Here is a 19,013-nt window from a genome sequence, read left to right on the forward strand (position 1 = left end):
ACCCTTATTTACTAGGGTCTTCGGACGCGGGGTGGTCGGGTGCGCCGTTGACCATCCGTACGCCGTCGCGGTCGTCCATCCAGCTGGGCCGCTCGCGGAGGTAGCCGAGGTTCACGCCCTTGCGGTCGGTGTGCTCGAGGGTCGTGCCTTCGTCGGGGCTCAGGCGGGTGTACCAGGAGGTCAGGTCGTCGTGTCCACCGGTCCAGTTCACGTATTCGCTGAAGCGGTAGAACCAGTACGTGCCGCAGGTGCAGATCTTCAGTGCTTCGAGGTCGTGGTGGGACTCGTACAGCACCCGCACGGTCCGCAGGCTGGCGGTCTGACAGCAGTCCAGGAATGTGGGCTCCCGCATCACGGTCTTCCTTCAGGGGTTGTCGGGTTCAAGCGGCAAGGATGGCGGTGAAGCGCTGCTGCGCGAGGTCGAGTTGCTGACGGATGTGGTCCTTAACCTTCGGATCGAGGGGTGTGTCGCGGCGGTCGAGAAGCTCCCGGAGGATGGGGACGGCGCCGGTGTACTTGCGCGCGGAGCGCTGCACCTTGGATCCGGTGGCGTGGATGATGCCGACGCCGTTGTCGGTGAAGTCGGACAGCTTGATCACCCTCGCCCACGGGTTGTCGGCCAGTGCGGTGGTGAGGTGGTCGAGGTACTGCCGGATCCGGTCCACGCCGGCCTGAGGTTCAGGGTTGGTGACCGCGTCGACGAGCTGAGCAACCCGCAAGTTGTAGCGGGTGGTGAGAACAGCGGATGCCTGCTCGCGGGGTGGGGGTCCGTGCCCGGTGGGCAGGCCGGTCATGGCCCAGGGCTGGTCCTCGACGGCGTCGTGCAGCAGCGCCGCGATCAGGACGTCGGGGTCGGTGACGCGGTAGTAGCACAGGATCCGCAGGGCGACCCGCAGCGGGTGATTGATGTACGGCTCGCGGGTACGGCGCTGCCCGGCGTGCAACCGCGTGGCCCAGGCGGCGGCGTCCTCGACCATGCGGCAATCGTGTGGAGGCAGCCGGTCGAGTTCGAGGGTGATGCGCTGGCGCAGGCCGGTTTCGCCGTGGATCTCGGTGATGGCGTGCAGCGGCATGACGAGCAGCTGCGCCGCGGGTACGAGGGTGTGCTGGTGCGGGGGTGTAATCATGTTCCGATTGTCGACCGTTAAGGAATCGGCTGGAACTATGAATCGGCCGTGCTGCTATAGGGTTGGTCTATGGCTGAGCCGCGTATCTCGTTCGACGCGTTGGCTGCCTTCGCGGCCTTCGCCGACACCCTGAACCTGACCCGGGCCGCCGCGGCGCTGCACCTGTCGCAGCCGGCCCTGCACGCCAAGATCCAGACGTTGTCCCGGGAGCTGGGTCGGCCGCTGTACGAGAAGGTCGGCCGCCGGCTGGTGCTGACGCCGGACGGTGAGCAGGTGGCCCGGTTCGCCCGTGAGCAGAGCGACCGCGTCGGCCGGCTGCTGGACGATCTGCGCGTGACCCCGATGACGCGGCCGATCGTGCTGGCGGCGGGTCATGCCGCCTACCTGCACGTGCTGGGCGAGGTCATCCGCACCACCCTGGCCGAACGGCCGGGGAGTCTGCGGCTGCTGCACACGAATCGCGGGGAGATGCTCGACGCGGTACGGGCCGGCCGTGCGCATCTGGGTGTGTCCGTGCTCGACGCGATCCCCAACGATGTGGTGTCGTTGCCGGTCGCGACGTACCCGCAGGTGGTGCTGGTCCCGGAGGCCCACCGGTTGGCGCGGCGCCGCACCGTGAAGCTGAAGGACCTGGCGGGGGAGGAGCTGGTGGTGCCGCCGCAGAATCGGCCGCACCGCGTCAGCCTGGAACGCGCGATGCGGGCCGCCGAGGTGCCCTGGACGGTCGCGGCCGAGATCGAAGGCTGGCCTCTGACCGTGCATTACGCCGCGCTGGGGGTGGGCTTGGCCGTGGTCACCGGTTGCGTGACACCCGCGGCCGGGCTCGTCGCGCGACGGGTCACCGACCTGCCGCAGGTGACCTACCATGCCGTGCACCGCCGCCATGCCGGCGACGACCCACGCGTGGCGGCCCTGCTCACAGCGATCCGCGCCGCCCACACCACACCGACATCCCGAAGCCGGCGCGCTCCGTCCACCTGCTGAACGAAACAGGGACTGCCGTCGCCGAGCACTCGATCTCATGAACCGGAGGATGCGTGACCGGACAGTTCCCCGACGAGCTCCGCTACCGCGGCCGGCTCTACGCCGTCACCGCCGTTGATGGCCATGGGCTGTTCGACCCGGCTGATCATGGGCTGGAGCCGGGCATGCTCAGTACCGCCTGCTGGCGCGGCGTCTGGTGTCGCTACGCGGTGCGTCACGGCCAACTGCTTCTCACCTCAGTGCGGCTCGGCCGCTCGAGCGCGCCGGCGAGCAGACTGTTCGGTGTTAGACCCCGGGTGAGCCCGGCAACCGACGTCTATTCAGGCGCCTGGCACTACCGCCGGGTCGACGGTGCGACGGCGTTCACCGGCCGGCTGCTCGTCGGGAACGGGTACGTGGACGTCGGCCGGCTTGCGATGGGATTTCCACCGGCTTGGTTGTACGAGCGGGTCCACGAGCTGCGCTTCACCGCAGGCCGCCTCACCTCGACGCAGAACCGTTCGGCACCCATTGCGATGGTCCGCCACCGCCTGGGCGCGGACGGCCTGAAGCCAGGGCCGAACGAAGCCCGATCGGCATGGGTGCACCGCACCTTCTCGCTGGACTTCGACTACAGCTGGCCACAGATAGCCTCAAACGACTGACCGCTCGGTGAGATTCGAGCGGGAGGCTGGCCACGCGATGAACACGTGAGCCGCCCGGCGTGGGCAGCATCTCACGTCACGGTGGTCAGCGATCCGCTCGGATACGCCTTGCACAGGCGGTTGGCGATCCGGTCGCGCGCTGCGAGGTCGCACTGTTACTTGTCGGGCTCGGTGATCTGCGGTCGCTTCACGGCAATCCATGCCTCTACATCTTCGGCCCACCAGACCTTGCCCTGCACCAGGTCTGCCGCCGGCTCAGGGAAGTCCGGCCGGCTGGTGATCTGATAGACCCGCTGCCTGCTGATTCCACCCAACCGCATGCGGATCTCGTGTGCGCCCATGAGTCGAAGCGACCGCGTTCCCATACACCCGACTATATACATGCGACTACCCCCGGGCGAGGTCGGTGCCGCGCTGGGCATGACACCGCGGTGATTGTGGGTTCTCATCGGATCTGATCCGTACCTGATCCGTCTCACTGGTTCTGGTCCGCCCGCGCCCCTACCCTTCAAGGGACGACCAGGCCAGCAGGTCTTGGTCGGGCTGGCTAGCCTCGCTCGCATGTCGGAGCCCGTGGTGGAAACTCAGCAGACCTATGACGCCATTACCGCGGAATATGCCCGGGTCAACGCGCCCGCCGACCCGGAGGTGCTCAAGGACGTCGCCTCGCTGAAGGCGAACCTGCCGCACGGAAGCCTGGTCGCCGACATCGGATGCGGCCCCGGATTCGAACTCCGACTGCTCCGACAGCACGGCTTCCGGGCGGTCGGGCTGGACCTGTCGATCGGTCAACTCCGCACCGGTGGTGAGCCCGGAGTCGCCCAGGCCGACATGCGCCGCCTACCGCTGCAAACTCGATCGGTCGACGCCGTCTGGTGCCACGCGGCGCTGCTACACATCCCGCACGTTGCCGTTCCCGCAGTCCTCGACGAGTTCGTTCGCGTCATCCGCGCAGGTGGCGTGCTCTTCCTGAACGTTGCCGACGGCGACGGGGAAGGCTGGGAGGCTGCCGCGAACTATCGCTCGACCCGCCGGAGATGGTTCACCTTCCACCGGGCGCAACGGCTGACCGAGCTGCTCGCCACGACCGGTTTCGAGGTCTACGACCAGCGCCACATCGAAGCCGGCCGCGGCTGGTTGTCGCTGCACTGCCGACGACTCGCCTGAACAGCGAACGCAGTCACCGGATCAGATCTACTGAGAGAAGCTCCGCACCGATCCTCTCAATCAACCTGATCCGCTACTGGTCAGCGCGCACACGCCGGATCAGGTCGGTTGAGAATCCACAGTGATTGGCCGCTGGTCAGCGCACGTCCGTCTCGATCCGAGAGTGCCGGTGAGTGCGGAGCGATGACGTGGTGGCTCAGTCGCTGTTGATCCATGAACTGGAGTCGGTGATGGCGGGGACACCGGCTTGGACGAAGCGGGCTGCGATGCGGTCCCGTGCTACCTGTAGGTCGAGGTTCCCGGCGAGTTCGCCGGTCTGGATCAGGTGTTTGAAGCATCGTGTCAGGCGTTCTTCGAGGTCTCCTTCCCCGGGGGTGGTCTCGAGGTGGGCGACCAGGGTCGGCAGTGAGGTGTACGGCGTCGTGACGCTGTAGCTGTATTCGCGTCCGGCGTCGCCGGTCTGGGGCAGGTACTCGTACTTCTCGCGGAACTCGATGCCGTGGTCGCCGGGGGCGGAGGCGTCCAGGGTCAGGACCAGCTCGAACAGGCAGTCGGTGCCGGCCCGGTACAGGTTGAGGATCTGTTCGGTGCGGGCGAAGCCCTCCACCGTGGCGGTGATGCCGGCATCGGTGATCCACGCCGCGACGCGATCGCGATTGGCCTGCCTGGCGGCCCCGGCATGAAGATGGCCGTGGGCGGCCATGGCGTCGAAGCAGGCGATCAACCGGTCATCGACGCGCCCCCGGCCGGGTGACAGGGCGAGCCGCTGCTCGAAACGGTCCACCAGTACGGGCAGGTCCTCGATCGGTACGGTGACGCGGTACTCGGTACCGCCCGACCGTTCGTCGCGGGCACGGTATGCCTCGGTGAACCAGAGGATCGGGGGTCGCCAATCGGCCCAGAACACCACTGCGAGGACCATGTCATCGGCTCGGAGGATCTCGTGTTTGCGGGGCTGGCCGCCGCCGCGGGCGACGACGGAGACCTCCGCGCACCAGGCGATGAGACGGTCTCGGTTGCCACCCGGCGGCAGGTGCGCCCCGAGTTCACCACGTGCGACCAGCTCCGTCAGGATCGTTGCGGCGCTCTCATCAGGCCGGTCGGTGTGCGGCGGTGCGATCCGGTCTGCGAACAGGTCGGCCACAGCGGTCAGGGTTTCGTAGCTGATATGTACGTGGTGGCTGTACCCGGAGTAGACGACGTCCGGATAGCCGGCACCGGGATCGGAGAACTCTTCTTGCAGGAACACATCGAAGGTCGAGTCGTAGGCGTCGGCCGCCTTGAGTTCCACTGACAGCGTGCGTAGGAACCCGTTCGGCTCGATCGCCGCGAACAGCGGCACCCGCCGCCGCAGCGTGCGCCACCGCTGGGTGTCGAACCACCGTTGCTCGTATCCGATGCCGGCCCGCCGGCAATGGGTCGCGACCTGCCCATCATTGCTGATGTACTGATCCTTGATCTCACCCCGTTCGGCCAACACGGCCAACGCGGCCAGGAGTCGATCGAGCGTTCCGGTCTGCGGCAGCCCGAACGCCTCGGTGAAGTAGTCGGCCAGAGTGACCAAGTCTGTCTCCGCGACGTGGATCGCGCCGATCCGGCCCAGCCGGTTCGGCCGGGACCGGAACTCGGCACCACCGTCCACGATGACGATCAGGTCCACGGGCAGCGGCATGCGAACACGCTAGCGACCCCGGTCACGTCAGGCCGGCTCAGCGACTCCTCCCGGTTGGTGCAGCCCGCCGTTACGGGCTCAGGATGCGCAGGTGTTGAGCATGGTCTGCAGGGCCGTCTTCTCCGATGCCTGCAGCGTGAGCGCCCAATAGGACTTCACGGCGATCCACATTTTGGCGTAGGTGCACCGGTAGGAGGTGATCGACGGTTGCCAGGTTGAGGGGTCCTGGTCGCCCTTGGCCTGGTTGACGTTGTCGGTGACGGCGATCAGCTGGGGCCGGTTGAGGTCGTTGGCGAAGCTCTGCCGCCGGCTGGTGGTCCAGGAGTTGGCGCCGGAGCGCCACGCCTCGGCGAGCGGCACGATGTGGTCGATGTCGACGTCGGAGGCGGCGGTCCAGGTGGCGCCGTCATAGGGGGAGTACCAGCGTCCTGAGGTCGCGGCGCAGGCGGTGTCGGTGACCACGGATGAGCCGTCGCGTTTGAGGACGGTCTCGCGGGTGTTGCAGCTGCCGCTGATGGTGATCCAGTGCGGGAACAGGTCCCGGGAGTAGCCACTGGTGGAGCCCTGTGCGGCGACGCGGAGTCCGTTCAATTGCGATTGGGCGGTGGCTTTGGACGGAATTCCTGTCGGGGTGGCCAGCGCCGGGCCGGTGAGCAGGCTGCCGGCCAGGGTGGCGACGGCAAGGGTGATGGTCCAGTGCAGGGCTCGCTTCATGCCGCTCCGATCGCGAGGTAGCGCCGCCGGCAGGTAGCCGACGTCTCACTCGAATATCGATGGAGTTCAGTGTGTGGCGCGACCGGCGTGGTGTGAACATCCCGTAGCCGTCCTACTACGTTGAGGATGCGCGGGCTGGCACATCACTTGCTGAGCTCATGCGGGTGGGTACGGATCTCGGCTGTTGGTGACATCGATGTTCGGCACGTGCTGGCGGCTCGGCCTGACGAAGGTCACGGGTTGGCGCGGGTGTCGGCCGTGGTGGGTCATCGGCACCGTAGCGAGAGCGGGCCGCGTGAGGCGCCGCGGTGCGGCGACCTGCTGATCGCCCGACGCGCACAGGCGAACTGGCAGACAGGGGTGTGGACGTGTTGTGCTCGGGTCGTGGGCATGGACCTCAGAAGCATCGCGGTGCCGTTGCACGCCGAGCCGATACGGGCGATCCGAGCCGATGCCGTGCTGTGGGAGGAAGCAGCACGTGGCCGCCGTTTGGTGCGCGGCGCGGCGGCGAAGCCTTGCCGGCGATCAGCCGGGAGCTTCTGGCGGTGGTGCCGGCTGGGACGGGCTGGGTTGATCACTTCGATGGCCGGTGTTTCCAGCAGGCCGAATACCTGCTTGATCCGGTGGCATACCGCACGCAGGCCCAGACGTGGCGAGAACGGGAACGCACGGTGGCCTATCGCATCGTGACCGGCGACGTCGTCTTCGCCGACCATGCCAGGACCGGGCAAGGATTCCCGTGGCGGTGCTCGACGAGCGCGTTTCTGGTCGCAGCGGTCCAGCGCATCGACAGCCTGGACGTCGATGCTGTTCGTCAGGAGTTTTCCGTCGCTGAGATGCACGCCCTGGGGCTGTACAAGGTGCATGCCGGCGAGGACGACAACAAGGCGTTCGCCCGCCTACTGACCGAGCTTCGCGAGTTCGCCGAGCATTGTCGTACGGTCGCCGCCAAAGACCTGGACCTTAATCATCACGCTCTACTGACCACACGTGGTGACGACCGGCCAACGGCGACCGAGTGGCGCGTCCTGCGACCGGGATGCCACCGGGATGTTGCTGTCCGGGGCGGCACCGACCGCGGCTCACCCAGTTCCACGACTATCGCGCGCCCGCGGGCCGCCAGAGCTCGACGTCGTCAGGCGCCAAGTCTGTACGGAGGCGAAGATGCCGCACAGGATGGCGGTACCGCCCTCGCTCATACGCCTGGTCGACCACCATATCGACCACCGGCAGCGGCGCGACCTGCACGTAGGCCTGCGGCTCGCGCCGGTCGAGCTGGCCGAGCCAGGCCGCCGGCAGCAGCTGCGGCTGCGGCCACGGGTGATCATCGCCGCCCGCAGTGAGCATTCGGCCGATCTCCTTGTTGTTGGCTCAGCGTGAGCGGCACGGTCCGGGCGACGTAACGCAGCCGGCCCCAGGCGTCGAGACGGCCGAGCAGCAGCACGCGGGGGTCGTCGACCGCGCCGATGATCCCGCCGATGATCGCCTCGGTGGTGACGCGCCGCTTGAGCTTCCACCACCCGACCCGGCCCGGCCGGTACAAACCATCGAGGTCCTTCACGACCAGACCCTCGACCCCGGTTACCACGAGCTCGTCGAAGCAACCCCGCGCCAAATCCACGTCCAAGGTCTGCGGGCACACCGCCAACGCTGCCGGCGCCCCTACGAGCAGGTCCTCGAGTCGGGCCCGGCGCTGCCGCAGCGGCCGGCCAGTGAGCTCGAGCTCGGCGTCGGCAAGCACGTCAAACAACACCAGGCTCGCAGGCCGAGCCGCCGCCTCCCGCGACAGACGACGCCCGGCGGTAATGCGACCCAACAGGGCCGGGAAGACGGTGCGGCCGGTTTTGGTGCCCCACACGACCAGCTCGCCGTCGACCACGGTCCCCGGCGGCAGCGTCTCACGCACCGCGGCGACTGGCAATGTCAGATATTAGAACCGTCGGAATCCTCGAATCTGGGCGAGGCGGTGGTGTCCTTTATCTGCCAGGTCAGCGCCGCGCCGTACTCGGAGGAGCTCGGCATCGCGTCACCGCCGAGCAGCTGCCGCACCGTTTGCGCCGCTGACAGCGCCTCGTGGACCCCCGTGTCGAGCGCCACTCGCGCATCTGGATAACGCTGCGGAGCCGGTTCGGCCGTGGGTGCCGGTCCGGTCAGCCGGATGATCCGTAGCTCGTCGGTGAGCAGCCAGCCGTCCGTGGCCAACGCGTTGCGGATATTGCGGAACCGCAGACTGGTCGTGAAGTCTGCTCGGGCGTACCGGCGGTCGTCGTTGCGCAAGGTGCCGAGTGCCCGGGTGCGCAGCGCAGCACGTCGGCGGTGAGCATGATGCGTTGCCGCGGCCGCGGTTCCCGGCGATCCCACCGAGCAGCACGAGCACGGCTACGGGTGCGCGGCTGGCCAGGAGCACCACGCCGACGTCGGCGCCGCTGGCGCCGGGCAGCGACAGCACGGCGAAGGCCAGCGCCAGCGGATCAGGTGTCGCCGAACGTTGATGCGGCCCGACCGGTGAAGTAGCGCCGGAACTGTGGGCGGGTCGCCAGCCGGTCGCGGGACTGGCGCGTCGGGGTGCTGCTCTAATGTTTGAAGGCACGTTGCCGATACGAGCTTTCCCAAAGCAAGGAGAGCGTCGTGCGCAAGGTCTTCATCGGTACACTGTCAGCATTCGTCGCCTGCTCGATGGCCGTCACGGCATCCCCGGCCCAGGCGGCGACCAAATACGTCAAGGGACTGAGTGTGTACGCCTTTCCCTCCTTCGACTCGGGTGGGTGTTCCAAGGGTGAGGCGGGCGCGGACTTTACCGCTCCGCAGCCCTACTCGTACCGTTACACGCTGAAGATCGTGACTCCCCGCGGTGTGATCAAGAAGACGGCTGAGACTTACGATTACAGCGTCTCGATCTCCACCGGCTGCGTCTCGTCCGCCTTTTTGAAGGATGCCTTGAGGAAGCGCCTAAGCGGCACGATCTCCGTCTACTCGGACCAGGGCAAGTACCTAGGCTCCGCGACGGCACGCGTGCGTTACGTCTCCTGCTGATCTGCCTGTTCCCGCCGGCTCGGAGCAACGGCCGAGGGTCGGCCGCCAACCTCATGTCAGCTCCGGCCGCGTCGATAAGGCAGGCGTCTCGTCGTCGTACCCTTCAGGAGTCATCGATGCACTTCAACCGCCTTGCCGCTGTCGTCGCCTGCGCGATTACGGTGGGCAGCACACTTATGGCGACGCCTGCGTCAGCGGCGGCAAAGCCGGGTGTGGTCATCAACTACTGGTCCACGCCCGTCGTTGTGAAAATCAAGCCGAAGACGATCGAACCGTTCAAAGACATGTACTACACCAAGGTCAATTGGACGAAACTGACCGGCAGCATGGGTTATGCAACCAGCATCCGTCACATCAACCTCTGCAAGCCTTCCTGTGCCGACGCCAACTATATGACCGAACGAGTCAGCATGAAGTTCACCCGGGTGCGAACCACGTCGACCAACCGCCGCGTCTTCACTCAGGTGCGCGTGACAGCGATGAAGACCCACAAGACCGAGACCCATTCGCTCCCCCTGCGTGGTTATTGGGAGGAGTAGTTCCCGAGGGTTTGGGAAGTACGGTGTGAGGTCCTTGCCGTGGCGACTTTGTAGATACACCCCGTGCGGCCGGACGAACGCCATGGCCCTGAACCCGTCGTTCTCCAGACTCCGGACGTCTCATGAGACAACGCTGTCACCAGCAGCCCTCGCTACCGCCTCAGTAGTACTGCGTCCCTGCTCACTGTGAAACACCAGCGGTCGCGGCACTCAGGGCGCCGATGATGGCCCAGCCGATCCGGGCGTAGGTGGAGGCCGCGGCGGGCGTCGTCTTTAGAGCACTCCAAGCACGATAAGCCAGACGATCCACAGGTCACGGCCGGTGGCGGGCAGCCCAGCGGTGTGGGCGTCCAGCTAGACCCAGACCGGGTCGCTGACCGAGGTGGTGACCGGAACGTGGTGATCCAGGTACCGAGTCAGGTCACGGTCGCGGCGACGATGGCCCAGATCAGCCAGAGCAGAGGCCCCGTGCCGCCGCCACCTGCGTAGCTGAGGTGCGCCAGCGCAGTCGCCGAGCGCCGGGGATCTCCAGGAAGACCGCTCGAGCAACCGGTCGGAGGGCCCCAGGTAGGCGACACGTTCGTCGCTGGCGGTGGCGATCGCCTCGTCAACGCGTATATGCCCTACTAGCAGTCCGGCAACTGGTCGGTGGCGGACTGGTCGCCGCCGTTGGCGCGCTGCTGCTCCAGCAGAGCGATCAACTCGTCGACGCGCCCATGCTCGGCCAGCAGCCCCACCAACCGGTCGGCGGCGCGCTCGTTGCCGGCGTCGGCGCGCTGCCGCAGTAGCGCGATTGCCTCGTCGACGCGCCTATGCTTGACCAGCAGCCTCACCAACCGGTCGGCGGCGCGCTCGTTGCCGGCGTCGGCGCGCTGCCGCAGTAGCGCGATCGCCTCGTCGACGCGCCCATGCTCGGCCAGCAGCCCCACCAACCGGTCGGCGGCGCGCTCGTTGCCGGCGTCGGCGCGCAGCCGCAACACGGCGATCGCCTCGTCGACGCGCCCATGCTTGACCCGTAGCCCTACTAGTCCGTCGGCGGCGAACTCGTCGCCGGCGTCGGCGCGCTGCTGTAGTAGCGCGATCGCCTCGTCCACGCGCCCATGCTCAGCCAGCAGCACTACTAGCCGGTGGGCGGCCTCCTGGTCGCCAGCGACGGCGCGCTGCCGCAACACGGCAATCGCCTCATCGACGCACCCCCGATTGACCAGCACCCCAACCAGCCAGCCGACAGCGAACTGGTCGCCGGCGTCGGCGGCCTGCCGGTAGAAAAGTATGGCGTGACCGGGCTGCGCTCTACGTTCGGCGTTGTAGCCAAGCCACAAGGAGTCGTCGAGGTGGTGATGGTCGGCGAGGGCTTGCCATACCAGGTCGGGCAGCTCGACAGCCCGACGCAGATGCTGGGCGTGCTGGTACAGGTAGTCCGCGGTGATGTAGCCGCCGACTTGGCCCATGCCAGCTGCTTGGGGGGTCAGGCAGGAGGTAGCGCCGTGCAGCGGCGTGGTGGCGTACTTGATGGCCTGCTCGAACCAGTCATATGGTGCTGTTGCCTGCAGCGCGCTGCTCAAGTAGGCCGGCGCGGCCGCGTTCAGGTACTCGACGGTCAGCGGCGCACTAGCGCCGACCCGGCGGGCGTCCAACGCGGCAGTGATTACCGCCCGGCCGTAGGACGGTCCTGGCTTGACACTGTCAGCGAGCCACCATTTGACCAGCTCCGGACCGGCGGCGAGCACCTCGGTCACCCCGGCGTCGTTGGCCTTCAAAGCGGCTCGGATCCTGCCGTCATCCGCTGCCAGGTGCTCAGCCCTGCGCCTTTCGGCAGGGCTGAACGTGGTGAGCTCAACGACCCGTGCGAGTCCGAGCAGTTCCCGGTCCTCGGCATACCGGTCGTCCGGTCCTGGCTCGCGCAGGGCAGTGCGGGGACCGTACTCGTCGGGCCACAAGGTGCCCACCACGGCCACACCGGCGGCCAGCAAGGACCGCATCGTCGCCGCGGGCAGCCCGCCGGGCTGGTTAAGGTAGCGCTGCAGTTCGACGAGCCACACCACCGTGCGTGCCGGCGGGTCATGCGCCGTCGTGCGCACCGCGGCGGCGTCCCCCGGGTGCACCAGCCACCATTCCGGTAGCGCCGCGCGCACCGCCTCGTACAAGGCACGAGTCTTTCCTACCGACGAGGCGCCCTTGACCAGCACGAACCCGCCCCGATCGCCGTAGCGGTGACCGCGGAACGCAGATCGGCGTCCGCATCGCGGGGCACGTACACCGGCAGGCCCTCAACCCCCGGTTCGACCTGTATTGACGCGTGCACTCCCAGCAGCCGCGGCTGCGCCTGACGAACCCGTACCGCACCGGCCGGACGACGCAGATGACTCGTGTCGACCCGCTCCCACGCCGCCAACCACGGCTGCTGGTCTACATCCTGTAATCCACACGCGGTCAGGAACTTGACCACCGTGTCTCTGGAAGGCACTGACCTGCCATTGAGCATGTCACTGAGCGTGCTCGGCGGCAGCACCGGCGTCTTCGCCCGTCCCCCCACCGCCCGGTCCAGAGCGCCATAAGACAGTCCGTGCCGGAGAGCCTTCAGCGCCGCCGCCAGCTCCGGCAAGGTCTCGATCTGCGCCGGATCGGGCAGCGAGGCAGCATCGCCGCTGTTCGGTGGCGCTTCGCCGGACAACATCGGACCCCCGTAGACCCAGGCCATCAAGAACACTTTCCGCTGGCCACCCGCCAGCGCTGTCCGAGTTCCTTCGCCACCGATGCCGAACCCACCATCGCCGCGGTTCAGTCAACACATCACCCAGGGGCCCGGCCGGCCACCCCGCCACACGAAGCGGGAGCACACCATGAACGACTGGACCATCGTCGCCGACACCATCGGGGACCTGCTCAACCTCGCCGCAGCGATTATCACCTTGATTGCCGTCCGATCCCAGCCGCCGCGCAAGTAGCCCTTCGGGCAGGGGCGGGGCCTCACCGAGGTCGCCGCCCCAAGAGGCACCAGCGACCCCTCAAGGCTGACCTGCGCCGATCGTTCGCCGCCGACCTACAGGGCATGGTCTTCCAAAGCGAGGAGCCCGGACGCCCCTGGCCCTGACCACTCCCAGCTGGTCCCCGGATCTCAGCCACCGCCAGCCGATACCGTACGTGCCGGTCGAACCAACCCTGGTAGCAGTAGTCGAGCAGGACACCACCACACACGGACCGTTCGGCCGCCTACGTCATCAAGCAGCAGCCGTGCGGCCGCGCCTTGGCTTCGGTCGTGGGAACGGGACCCGCATGAGCGCCTCACCTGGACCCGATATTCAGCGTTTCACGACGATCAATGCGCGTGAGTTCGGGTCCCACCTGGTGTTTCTGACTTGCCGGTGATCAGGGCGTTGGATCATGCGAGCGTACGCTTTCAGCATGCGGATCGGCGATTTGTCCAAGCGCACGGGCGTGAGTTCGCGCTCCCTGCGGTACTACGAGGAGCAGGGTCTACTGACCAGTTCACGCTCCGACGCCGGGCAGCGTCACTATTCCGAGATCGACGTCGAGCGCGTGGCGCTGATCCGGCAGCTGTTCGACGCGGGGATGTCCAGCCGGGTGATCGCGGCGGTGCTGCCGTGCGTCGACTCCCCAACTGACCCGGACATCACCGAGTCGGCGTTCATGACGATGATGCACGAGCGCGACCGGATCGACGCCGACATCGCGAACCTGCTCAAGAGCCGGGACGCGCTCGAGGTACTGATCGGGATCAACCGCAAGTACTGGGCGGAGCTGACCTCAATCCCGGTCGCGGGGTGACACCGTCGGCCCGACGCTGTGACCCCCGCCTCAGCTGGTTGCCCTTCACACCGATGTGAGCGGTGAGGATGGTTTCAGCGCTCGGAACGACCGGGCCGGTCACACCGGAGGCGGTAGAAGATGGGACAGGCGTGGGGTTTCAGCAGGTATGGCGGGCCTGAGGTACAGGAGTTCTTCGATCGTCCCGACCCGGTCCCCGGTCCCGGCGAGGTGCTCATCCGGGTCGACGTCGCCGGCGTGAATCCGATGGACCACGTCATGCGCTCGGCACTGCTCCCCGGGCTCGACAGCGGGCGTCCGTTTCCCCGCGTGCTGGGCATGGAGGCGGCCGGAACCGTTCTCGCCCTGGGCGAGGGCGTCGACGGCCTCGCGGTGGGCGACCCGGTCTTCGGCTTCGCGCTCACCGGTGCAGGCTCCTACGCCGAGACGACGGTGCTGTCCGCGCCGCACACCGCTCGCATCCCGGCGGGCCTGCCCGCGACTGTGGCGGCGACGCTGCCGGTAGCCGGAACCACAGCGGTCGACGCGCTTGACCAGCTCGGCCTTCCGGCCGGTGCCACGGTTCTGGTCAACGGGGTCGGCGGCGGAGTCGGCCTCCTCGTGGCCCGGCTGGCCGTCGAGCGCGACCTGCAGGTGATCGGCACCGGGAGCAGCATCAAGCGCGAGCCCGCCGAGGCCATCGGGGTGCGGTTCATCGACTACACCGCCGGGGACGTCGTGGCCGCGGCACGCGAACTGGTGCCGGACGGCTTCGACGGTATCGTCGACACGGTCGGGGGCGCCTCGCTGCGGACGATTGCCCCACTGGCCAAAGATCCCCGCAACGTCATCGCCGTGAGTGATGGGTCGGTGCCCGAGATCGGCGGGCGCTTCATCGAGCGTCGCATCGACCGCGAGAACCTGGAGCGAGTCGCCCGGCTTGCTCTCGATGGAGTCCTCACCCCCGTGATCACCGCGGTCCATCCACTGTCCGACGCTCCGGCTGCCCTCGCCACCGTCGAGAACGGTCACGCTTCGGGCAAGGTTGTCATCAAGGTGGCATGAGACGTGTCCATCCGCCGTCGCCGGAACCATAGGTAGCGGATTGAGGAGAGTCCGTGGTCGCCAACGACCTGCGGCCAGGGCGGGTCCCGAACCCACGCACAGCTGAACTCGCGGGCAGGAAACCGGGACCCGAACTCTCGCCCGAACGGGACCAAGACTCGCGCTCAAAACCAGCGCCTCGACTTACGCTCGACGACATAGACCGAATCCAAGACTGCGCCGGTTGTCGAGTACCAGTCATGTGGCTTCAGCTGAGACACAACCACGTCTCTGGAGAACCGTCGAACTTCGGCTCGTACGCGCAGCCCCCACGGCACATACGTGGCTCGGGCAACTCGGCCACGCCGACCGCTCGCATCGGCTCGACGGGCGGCCTCAGCACCTCCCGACGCTAACGATCAACCCGCGACCGCCGTGCCGGAATGCCCATCTTGCCCGGCTGGGCGCTGAGCCTGCGATGAACTACAAGGCTGTTCTTCGATCACTGATCTTGCCGCTGAGCTGCAGAGACGCGATGGTGGAGAGATCGGCGGACGCTCGATCACACGGGAAGCCATGAGCCTCTGCATCGGCATTGCTCACCTCGTGGTCGAGGTCCGCCGTACCGCGGCCACCCGCGGCATGCGAGGCGAGATTGGCTCGGAGCACCGTCCCGGAAACGCTGAGGCGACTCGCCGACATCGCGGAACGTCTGCCTCCGTGCAGCGCACACGATAAGCTGCGATTAGAACAAGTGTTCGGTCGTGTCTTCCCCCACGGCGTCGCGTCAGCGTGCCCAAAGGAGGAGGAGCGATGCCCGGCAAGCCCGTGCGCCCACCCCGACCCTCCTGGTCTGGCGACGGTCGGATCGCCGGGCCCGCTGACGTGCGCCGGTTGCTGCGTGACGTCAACGCTGCCGGGCTGAGCCGCGACACCACGGCGTTGGCCACCCATCTGGTGCAGCCCGCCGAGGACATCGGCCTGGCCGAGGCCGACCTCGCGCGGGTCCTGCCCGCCCCACCGGCGCTCGCCGGCCTATTTCCCTGGCCGGGCGGTATCCGACGCGGCGCGACTGTCGCCGCGGTCGGTTCGACCTCTCTGGTCATCGCACTGCTCGCCGAGGCGATGAGCACCGGCTCCTGGGCCGCAGTCGTTGGGATGCCGACCTTCGGGGCTCTCGCAGCTGCCGAGGCCGGCGTACCGCTGGAGCACCTGGCGCTGATCCCCGAACCTGGCCCGGACTGGCCGGCCGTGGTGTCCGCGGCTATCGACGGCGTCGACATCGTTGTCGTGACCACCCCGCCGACGGCGGCTGACAACGTGACCCGAGCCCTGATAAACCGGGCACGACAGAAAGGCACCGTGCTCATCCCGACATCGGCATGGGCCGGCAACGACCTGGCCATCACCCTCACCAGCCGCACATGGTCCGGGTTGCGCCAAGGCCATGGGCGACTGCGCAACCAGCAGACCACCCTGCGAGCGGCCGGGCGCGGCCGAGCAGCGCGGCCCCGCACCGTCACCGTCGCGATGCCCCCTCACCAGGCAGAGTGGGCTTAGATCTCTTTCACCGCTGTCAAGCCTGAGGCTGACCACATACGGGCTGACCTACGCCCCCGCCCCGCCCGCGTCCCTCGACCGGCGCCGCCCGCGCGCCGCGCACCGTGCTCCTCATTCGACCTCAACGACTTCGCGGTGACTTGGCTGGCGCGCTGCTATTTCCCATGGAGGAAGACGGCCATCGCCAGCAGTATCCCGATAGCTGCAGCGAATGCTGTCCCTCCGGTGCGCACCGCGCTGGCGATGCTGGCGCCATCGACTCGGGTGAGGATTCCTGCCACGAGGGCTGCCAGCGCAGCGATCAACGTCACGATGGTCATAACTGCCCACCGGGGCGTCGTCGGTGGCGGCTGGTCACCCTGAGGGACTGGTGGCTTGATCTCGTTCAACGGGGGCCTCTCTTCAACGGGTACCATTTGAATGTCGTACTCGATAATCAACCTGTGCGATGGGCGCGCGGCGCGCGCCCATCGGTGGTCTTACTGCCGGCTCATGACCGGGACTTGCCGCGGCTGGTAAATGTCACCTGCGCCAGCTTGGTAGTCGAGGCGGCGAGCATGCCAGCCGCCAAGACCGCGGCGACAACCCGGCCCGTGACGCCGCTTGCCGCCGCTATCTGATCAACGGCCATACCGGTCGAGGCCAAAGCTGCTGCGGCGCCTACGGCCCGGTTTCCGCGAAGGAGACGGTTCGCACTGTCTTGCAGCAGTTCGAACCATGTAGAGAATCTGATCTTGACGGCTGCAGTGAGTTGGCCCGTGGCCATGGCAACCTTCTTTCTCCCGCTAGGCGCATGATCCAGATCCGGCAACCACACCTGTGCGAAGCCGGCCCGGTGCGCGGTGTCGCCGCCGACAACCGCCACGGCCAGGCAGCTGATGCCCCAAGCCCATCGCCCCGCAGCGCTGCGATCCCGCGTCGTACCGGTCGCGACCTCCCAGATGATGGCGCCGAGACGAGCCGCGCCCCAGATGGTGATCCAGACCAGCTCGGTCACTGCCCCGAGCGCCGCGCCGGGCAGGATTAAGTTGAGCAGGCCGCCCACCGATGGCTTCACAATCGCCATTGCCATGACCATTTCAGCAAGGAGGATCGCTGCTAGGGCGACGGCCTTGAGCCAGCCATGGCGGATCCTGATCCATCTGACCATGCCGATGACGGCGGCCGCGCTCGCCCCCACCAAAAGCCCGGACAACGGTAACGAGCCGGCGACGAGTTCGCTTGGCGTTGCCACATTGACAAAGAGCAGCGTCCAACCCAGCCCGGCCCCTGCCGGCCAGACGATGCCGCCGACCCGTAGCCACCGACGCCATCGAGGTATCGGCTCGGGAACAAGTGCAACGTTGACATCATGCCCCGCGAAATGGGTGTCTGGGACAGGTGACGGTGCGGGCGCAATAATGCTGTTACTCGAGCGAGTCCACGTCCCCGCGCCCGCGCCCGCGCGAAGATTGCCCGGTCGCTGGAGTGTGGCATGTCCCATATCGGGCTCGTCGGCGATCGTCTGCGACGTAGCGCCAGAGTCGGTTCGACGCCGACGGAAGCGCGACCACGTAGCGCTCGACGCGCCGGCTAGTAACCCGGCGACCATTCCCAACGCGGACGCCCACACCGACTGCGCCTGAGGGTTTAGCCCGTACATCTCCCACCGCGTGGTGTTGACCGTCAGCGTCGTTTCGGTACACGGCTGAGGAAAAGCGGCGGCTGGGGCAACTTCCCTCGACCGCTTGCACTGGTCCTGCAAAGCGAAACTGGTCCGCAGATCCGCCCCGGAGCCCTGCGGATGGGAGATGCATCGATACCCATAGGAACTCGAAGTACCCCCCTCGACCGACGAGCCGTACGGCACCTCCATGCAGGTGGAGCTCGCAGTTGTCTCAGCCGTGGCGCGGAAGTCGATGTCACGGCGGTCGTCGTAGGCCACCAGTCCCAAGGCGGCGACCGCCATCACCATCAGCAGCGCCCCGTACACCGGTCCGGCGGTCCGCCAGAGCGACATCGCGAAGAGGAACGCGATCACCGCGGCGACGGCACACCCGCCAGCCAGCAACGCATGACCGGTCCAGACCATCCCTGCTGCTCCGTTGTGCGGCAGGCCAGCCCAAACGAGCAGTCCCGCCACCAGCCAGCCCCAGAACCACCATCGACGCGTGAGCACGAGCACGACCTCACTCCTTGTTCATGGCGTGGCCGGCCGCCAGCGCAACGTTCGTTCCTTCCGGGCCTTCCTGGCTAACTCGTACTCCTTGGCGCCAGTACCGGTGATCGTGTAGAACCGACGAGGTTTTCCTCCTTGCGGGTTCGCGTCCTCCCAGCGCCAATCGACCCAGCCCAGGCCGTGCAGGCGATCCAGCAGCGGATACACGGTTCCGGGCCCGTAACCGGTCTGCTCGCACAACCGCAGGCCCCATGGAGGGTCATCCTCCGGCGCAGCTATGAGCGCATCGACTACCGCGATAAGCGATGCGGTGACTCTCGGTGGCTTCTTGGTCACGTAGGGAACGTTAGTGCCGGGCCGGCGGGGCGGTCAACCGTTCTCGACTACCGAACTCGATAACCGCCCGAACGAGGTCGCGAGAGCCGACCACCTGATCGAACTCGTTGCTGGTGAGATCGGCCAGTACGGCGCCCTGAGATCACTTGCCGCACCATCACCGCGGTTGCTCGGGCTGGCCACCGAAACCTCGCGTCCGGTCATTGACCGCATCTAGGACCGGCTCGGCGGTAAAGCCGGCTACCGCTAAGAGCTCCTAACACGATC

21 protein-coding genes are annotated in these 19,013 nt (G+C 67.3%); 9 read left to right on the forward strand and 12 right to left on the reverse strand.

Features of this window, described 5'->3' with window-relative positions:
• Nucleotides 1–4: 4 nt before the first annotated feature.
• Nucleotides 5–352, reverse strand: coding sequence for a hypothetical protein (locus Aau02nite_RS28355; RefSeq protein WP_212991650.1), 348 nt, complete (start codon nucleotides 350–352; stop codon nucleotides 5–7).
• A 28-nt stretch (nucleotides 353–380) separates the two neighbouring features.
• Nucleotides 381–1,127, reverse strand: coding sequence for an HD domain-containing protein (locus tag Aau02nite_RS28360; protein WP_246595507.1), 747 nt, complete (start codon nucleotides 1,125–1,127; stop codon nucleotides 381–383).
• A gap of 69 nt (nucleotides 1,128–1,196) precedes the next feature.
• On the opposite strand from Aau02nite_RS28360, the gene Aau02nite_RS28365 reads away from it, so the two are divergent.
• A complete protein-coding gene (locus Aau02nite_RS28365; RefSeq protein ID WP_212991651.1) occupies nucleotides 1,197–2,111 on the forward strand; it encodes a LysR family transcriptional regulator in 915 nt (304 codons plus the stop codon).
• 53 nt (nucleotides 2,112–2,164) lie between these two features.
• Complete coding sequence (locus tag Aau02nite_RS28370) at nucleotides 2,165–2,755, forward strand: hypothetical protein (protein WP_212991652.1); 591 nt, start codon at nucleotides 2,165–2,167, stop codon at nucleotides 2,753–2,755.
• 155 nt (nucleotides 2,756–2,910) lie between these two features.
• On the opposite strand, the gene Aau02nite_RS28375 is transcribed toward Aau02nite_RS28370, so the two are convergent.
• Nucleotides 2,911–3,096: a DNA-binding protein gene (locus Aau02nite_RS28375; RefSeq protein WP_246595508.1), complete on the reverse strand. Its 186-nt coding sequence runs from the start codon at nucleotides 3,094–3,096 to the stop codon at nucleotides 2,911–2,913.
• 220 nt (nucleotides 3,097–3,316) lie between these two features.
• Here Aau02nite_RS28375 and Aau02nite_RS28380 point away from each other — a divergent pair, with 220 nt between their 5' ends.
• Nucleotides 3,317–3,922: a class I SAM-dependent methyltransferase gene (locus tag Aau02nite_RS28380; RefSeq protein ID WP_212991654.1), complete on the forward strand. Its 606-nt coding sequence runs from the start codon at nucleotides 3,317–3,319 to the stop codon at nucleotides 3,920–3,922.
• A 196-nt stretch (nucleotides 3,923–4,118) separates the two neighbouring features.
• Here the strand turns inward: Aau02nite_RS28380 and Aau02nite_RS28385 are convergent, their stop codons facing one another.
• Both Aau02nite_RS28385 and Aau02nite_RS28390 read right to left on the reverse strand, forming a co-directional pair.
• Nucleotides 4,119–5,594 (reverse strand): hypothetical protein, encoded by a 1,476-nt coding sequence (locus Aau02nite_RS28385; RefSeq protein WP_212991655.1) that lies wholly within the window; start codon nucleotides 5,592–5,594, stop codon nucleotides 4,119–4,121.
• 78 nt (nucleotides 5,595–5,672) lie between these two features.
• Nucleotides 5,673–6,308: an HNH endonuclease family protein gene (locus Aau02nite_RS28390; RefSeq protein WP_212991656.1), complete on the reverse strand. Its 636-nt coding sequence runs from the start codon at nucleotides 6,306–6,308 to the stop codon at nucleotides 5,673–5,675.
• A 461-nt stretch (nucleotides 6,309–6,769) separates the two neighbouring features.
• Between Aau02nite_RS28390 and Aau02nite_RS28395 the strand changes: the two genes are divergently transcribed.
• On the forward strand, nucleotides 6,770–7,651 hold the full coding sequence (locus tag Aau02nite_RS28395; RefSeq protein WP_212991657.1) for a hypothetical protein: 882 nt from the start codon (nucleotides 6,770–6,772) through the stop codon (nucleotides 7,649–7,651).
• Here the strand turns inward: Aau02nite_RS28395 and Aau02nite_RS28400 are convergent.
• Together Aau02nite_RS28400 and Aau02nite_RS28405 are read right to left on the reverse strand one after the other, a co-directional pair.
• On the reverse strand, nucleotides 7,633–8,214 hold the full coding sequence (locus tag Aau02nite_RS28400) for an ATP-dependent DNA ligase (RefSeq protein ID WP_212991658.1): 582 nt from the start codon (nucleotides 8,212–8,214) through the stop codon (nucleotides 7,633–7,635). The two genes, Aau02nite_RS28395 and Aau02nite_RS28400, sit on opposite strands and share 19 nt — an antisense overlap.
• A 17-nt stretch (nucleotides 8,215–8,231) precedes the next feature.
• Complete coding sequence (locus Aau02nite_RS28405; RefSeq protein ID WP_212991659.1) at nucleotides 8,232–8,585, reverse strand: hypothetical protein; 354 nt, start codon at nucleotides 8,583–8,585, stop codon at nucleotides 8,232–8,234.
• Between the two features lie 351 nt (nucleotides 8,586–8,936).
• Here Aau02nite_RS28405 and Aau02nite_RS28410 point away from each other — a divergent pair, with 351 nt between their 5' ends.
• Nucleotides 8,937–9,341, forward strand: coding sequence for a hypothetical protein (locus Aau02nite_RS28410; RefSeq protein WP_212991660.1), 405 nt, complete (start codon nucleotides 8,937–8,939; stop codon nucleotides 9,339–9,341).
• Between the two features lie 116 nt (nucleotides 9,342–9,457).
• Nucleotides 9,458–9,880, forward strand: a complete 423-nt coding sequence (locus Aau02nite_RS28415) for a hypothetical protein (protein WP_212991661.1) — start codon at nucleotides 9,458–9,460, stop codon at nucleotides 9,878–9,880.
• 626 nt (nucleotides 9,881–10,506) lie between these two features.
• Here the strand turns inward: Aau02nite_RS28415 and Aau02nite_RS28420 are convergent.
• Both Aau02nite_RS28420 and Aau02nite_RS28425 read right to left on the reverse strand, forming a co-directional pair.
• On the reverse strand, nucleotides 10,507–12,027 hold the full coding sequence (locus Aau02nite_RS28420) for a tetratricopeptide repeat protein (RefSeq protein ID WP_212991662.1): 1,521 nt from the start codon (nucleotides 12,025–12,027) through the stop codon (nucleotides 10,507–10,509).
• Between the two features lie 14 nt (nucleotides 12,028–12,041).
• Nucleotides 12,042–12,581, reverse strand: coding sequence for a helix-turn-helix domain-containing protein (locus Aau02nite_RS28425; protein WP_212991663.1), 540 nt, complete (start codon nucleotides 12,579–12,581; stop codon nucleotides 12,042–12,044).
• A 704-nt stretch (nucleotides 12,582–13,285) separates the two neighbouring features.
• Here Aau02nite_RS28425 and Aau02nite_RS28430 point away from each other — a divergent pair.
• The 3 genes from Aau02nite_RS28430 (at nucleotide 13,286) to imuA' (ending at nucleotide 16,252) form a co-directional block, all read left to right on the forward strand.
• Nucleotides 13,286–13,669, forward strand: a complete 384-nt coding sequence (locus Aau02nite_RS28430) for a MerR family transcriptional regulator (RefSeq protein ID WP_212991664.1) — start codon at nucleotides 13,286–13,288, stop codon at nucleotides 13,667–13,669.
• Between the two features lie 120 nt (nucleotides 13,670–13,789).
• Entirely contained in the window at nucleotides 13,790–14,713 is a 924-nt protein-coding gene (locus tag Aau02nite_RS28435; RefSeq protein WP_212991665.1) for an NADP-dependent oxidoreductase, read from the forward strand.
• A gap of 792 nt (nucleotides 14,714–15,505) precedes the next feature.
• The gene (gene imuA' / locus Aau02nite_RS28440) at nucleotides 15,506–16,252 is read left to right on the forward strand and encodes a DnaE2-dependent mutagenesis accessory factor ImuA' (RefSeq protein WP_212991666.1); all 747 of its coding nucleotides are present in this window, start codon (nucleotides 15,506–15,508) and stop codon (nucleotides 16,250–16,252) included.
• 155 nt (nucleotides 16,253–16,407) lie between these two features.
• Here imuA' and Aau02nite_RS28445 read toward each other — a convergent pair whose 3' ends face one another.
• From Aau02nite_RS28445 to Aau02nite_RS28455, 3 genes are all read right to left on the reverse strand, one after another.
• Nucleotides 16,408–16,572 carry a hypothetical protein gene (locus Aau02nite_RS28445; RefSeq protein ID WP_212991667.1) on the reverse strand — a complete coding sequence of 55 codons (165 nt, stop codon included), beginning with the start codon at nucleotides 16,570–16,572 and terminating at the stop codon, nucleotides 16,408–16,410.
• A 170-nt stretch (nucleotides 16,573–16,742) separates the two neighbouring features.
• Nucleotides 16,743–18,416 carry a hypothetical protein gene (locus Aau02nite_RS28450; RefSeq protein ID WP_212991668.1) on the reverse strand — a complete coding sequence of 558 codons (1,674 nt, stop codon included), beginning with the start codon at nucleotides 18,414–18,416 and terminating at the stop codon, nucleotides 16,743–16,745.
• Nucleotides 18,417–18,431: 15 nt separating this feature from the next.
• Complete coding sequence (locus Aau02nite_RS28455; RefSeq protein ID WP_212991669.1) at nucleotides 18,432–18,746, reverse strand: PadR family transcriptional regulator; 315 nt, start codon at nucleotides 18,744–18,746, stop codon at nucleotides 18,432–18,434.
• Nucleotides 18,747–19,013 lie beyond the last annotated feature (267 nt).

Source organism: Actinoplanes auranticolor (assembly GCF_018332655.1).
GTDB classification, from domain to species: Bacteria; Actinomycetota; Actinomycetes; order Mycobacteriales; family Micromonosporaceae; genus Actinoplanes; species Actinoplanes auranticolor.

Bases quoted from the DNA above. Each gene is read 5' to 3' on its own strand.
- Aau02nite_RS28445 (WP_212991667.1), bottom strand. From the start codon at position 16,572: ATGACCATCGTGACGTTGATCGCTGCGCTGGCAGCCCTCGTGGCAGGA.
- Aau02nite_RS28360 (WP_246595507.1), bottom strand. From the start codon at position 1,127: ATGATTACACCCCCGCACCAGCACACCCTCGTACCCGCGGCGCAGCTG.
- Aau02nite_RS28355 (WP_212991650.1), bottom strand. From the start codon at position 352: ATGCGGGAGCCCACATTCCTGGACTGCTGTCAGACCGCCAGCCTGCGG.
- Aau02nite_RS28415 (WP_212991661.1), top strand. From the start codon at position 9,458: ATGCACTTCAACCGCCTTGCCGCTGTCGTCGCCTGCGCGATTACGGTG.
- Aau02nite_RS28425 (WP_212991663.1), bottom strand. From the start codon at position 12,581: ATGGCCTGGGTCTACGGGGGTCCGATGTTGTCCGGCGAAGCGCCACCG.
- Aau02nite_RS28380 (WP_212991654.1), top strand. From the start codon at position 3,317: ATGTCGGAGCCCGTGGTGGAAACTCAGCAGACCTATGACGCCATTACC.
- Aau02nite_RS28435 (WP_212991665.1), top strand. From the start codon at position 13,790: ATGGGACAGGCGTGGGGTTTCAGCAGGTATGGCGGGCCTGAGGTACAG.
- imuA' (WP_212991666.1), top strand. From the start codon at position 15,506: ATGCCCGGCAAGCCCGTGCGCCCACCCCGACCCTCCTGGTCTGGCGAC.
- Aau02nite_RS28375 (WP_246595508.1), bottom strand. From the start codon at position 3,096: ATGGGCGCACACGAGATCCGCATGCGGTTGGGTGGAATCAGCAGGCAG.
- Aau02nite_RS28390 (WP_212991656.1), bottom strand. From the start codon at position 6,308: ATGAAGCGAGCCCTGCACTGGACCATCACCCTTGCCGTCGCCACCCTG.
- Aau02nite_RS28365 (WP_212991651.1), top strand. From the start codon at position 1,197: ATGGCTGAGCCGCGTATCTCGTTCGACGCGTTGGCTGCCTTCGCGGCC.
- Aau02nite_RS28385 (WP_212991655.1), bottom strand. From the start codon at position 5,594: ATGCCGCTGCCCGTGGACCTGATCGTCATCGTGGACGGTGGTGCCGAG.
- Aau02nite_RS28430 (WP_212991664.1), top strand. From the start codon at position 13,286: ATGCGGATCGGCGATTTGTCCAAGCGCACGGGCGTGAGTTCGCGCTCC.